The following is a 2,001-nucleotide window of genomic DNA, read 5'->3' on the forward strand; positions in this document are numbered from 1 at the left end:
CGATCCGATGATCTGAAAGAAACGGCCTAGCAGGACGGCCGGGCGGATCACCGCAGGCGGCCTTGGCCAGGTCACGCCTCGGCGCCAGGCTCGGGGCGGGGCTTTCGAAGGCGGGTGAACTCCTTCGCCCGTTCAACGCGTGAGCGGTTCGGGCCGCCCGTCGTCGTGCACCGGGCATCAGCACCCTGGCCGCAGTCAGGACAGGTCACCTCATACATCCGCCACGGGGGCGGCGGCTTCGGCTGGTTCCTCTGCCGTTCAACCGCCTTCGCGATGGCCGGGTCCGCCCGGCGCAGCGCGACGGCCTCCTGGCGCGCGGCGAGCGCACGGCAGTAACCCTCGGACGACTCCCTGGTCTTCGCCGGATCGGCGGGCACGGTCGGGGCCAGGTCTGCCGGGGCGACGTCGGCCGGAGCGGAGACGGGCGCGGGCGGCAGGATCGGCAGGGAGATCACGACGGTGCGGCCCGCCGCCGTGTTGGCGGCCGTGATGACGCGGGTCTGCTCCAGGCGGGCCTTCGTCGCCCAGGCCGACGACTCCGGGCACACCGTGAGCCGGCCGGAGTCCGTGTCGAGGGCCACGGTGGCGACGTGCCCGGCGAGCTCGGGGGCGATGGCCGCCCACCGCTCCCGCAGCGTCGCGCCGACGGCCGGGAGCTCCCAGGCTTCCAGGACCGGCGCGCGGGTGAGCTCCTCGAGGACGAGCTCCTGGTCGTCCTCGATGCCGGCGCACTCCGGCTCCGCAGCGGGAGCGACGACGGCGACCGGGCTCGGCGCGGGAATCGCGACCGGAGCGACCGGAGCCATCGGCACGGCACGGCCGGGACGTCGTCGGCCGGCTGCGCGGCCGCGGCTTCGGCGCGGTGGGCCTTGGCGGCGACCTGGCGGGCGCGGACCTGCTCCCACTTGTACTCGCGGGCCCACCCCTGGGCGGTCACCCTCTCGCGCAGCTGCCGGTCGGCGGCCGCTCGGCGCTCGTCCGCGGAGGCCCCGGGCATCGCGGCGTCCACGGTGGCCGCGACCGCGTGGCGCTGGGCGCGGCGGTCGGCCTGCCGGTCCTCGCAGCGCGGGCAGTCCTGGCCGGAGTCGAGCAGCATCCGGTCGTCACATCTGGCGTCGCCGCACTGCTGACGCTGGGGCAGGCCACGGGCCAGCAGCCAGCCCACCGGGTCGGTGATCGGGCCACCGGTGCGCAGCTGCTCGTCCAAGCGCCGCACCAGCCGCCGTGCGAGCACCTGCGGGGCGTCCGTACGGCCCGCGAAGCCCTTCACCCGGGTCAGTTCGCTGCGGGCGGCGGCCTCCACCAGGCGGCGGTCGGCCGCACGATCCAGCCGCGCCACACCAGGTCCACCGGAGCCTGGACGGCCCGAAACTTCTTCGGCGACAGAGGCACCCTCCTCCCCCGTTGCTGCCTGCCCTGGCCGAGCGTCAGGGCCGCTGCTGGGCGGACACTGCGTTGATGGCTGCCTTCCATCGGGTCAGGCCTTCTGCAGGCAGCTCGCCGGGTGAGAAGACTCGTGCTGCCTGGAGGTTGGTGAGGGCAGATCCGTCAGGGAAGCGTTCGAGGAATCCTCGTGCTGCCAGTCGTGAGGCGAGGTTGTCGATCCCGCTTCGAGACCGGTCTGTGACGGCAGTCAGGGCCACCAGAATCGCGGGGTTGGTGACATGGTCGAACATCTCGGGGCCTTCTTGGCCGATGGCGACCTCGTGTAGCGCGCCGAGTTCTTCGTGGTGGGTGGCCAGTGCGCGGGCTACGGAGAGGCGGATTCCGAGGATCAGTCCGGCGAGGTCCCCGCTTCGAAGGGGGTGGTAGATCCAGTCGTCATCTTCGGGGATCTCGTGCCGCTGCGGCATGGGCCCGTTCAGGCGGTTGAACTGCCGTTGCGCGTCGCGGGAGCGAGGTCGGTGGATGCTTCGGTCCTCACCAGTGCGTGGACCGGTGATGTAGGTGCACGGCTGCCGCGGACCGCTGAAGCAGGTCTCGCAGACAACGGCCATCGGG

General features: G+C 72.8%; 2 protein-coding genes. Both read right to left on the bottom strand.

What is annotated here, in order from left to right; translation table 11 throughout:
- Positions 1-71 precede the first annotated feature (71 nt).
- Entirely contained in the window at positions 72-806 is a 735-nt protein-coding gene (locus tag VR44_RS41805) for a DciA family protein (protein ID WP_052714032.1), read from the bottom strand.
- Between the two features lie 621 nt (positions 807-1,427).
- Positions 1,428-2,001, bottom strand: a 574-nt coding sequence (locus VR44_RS45735) for a hypothetical protein (RefSeq protein ID WP_211275224.1), incomplete at its 5' end; no start/stop codon positions are given.

Origin of the sequence: Streptomyces katrae (assembly GCF_000966975.1) — a bacterium.
GTDB lineage: Bacteria > Actinomycetota > Actinomycetes > Streptomycetales > Streptomycetaceae > Streptomyces > Streptomyces katrae.

Excerpts from the sequence above, each read along its gene's own strand:
- VR44_RS41805 (WP_052714032.1), bottom strand. The coding sequence starts at position 806 with ATGGCTCCGGTCGCTCCGGTCGCGATTCCCGCGCCGAGCCCGGTCGCC.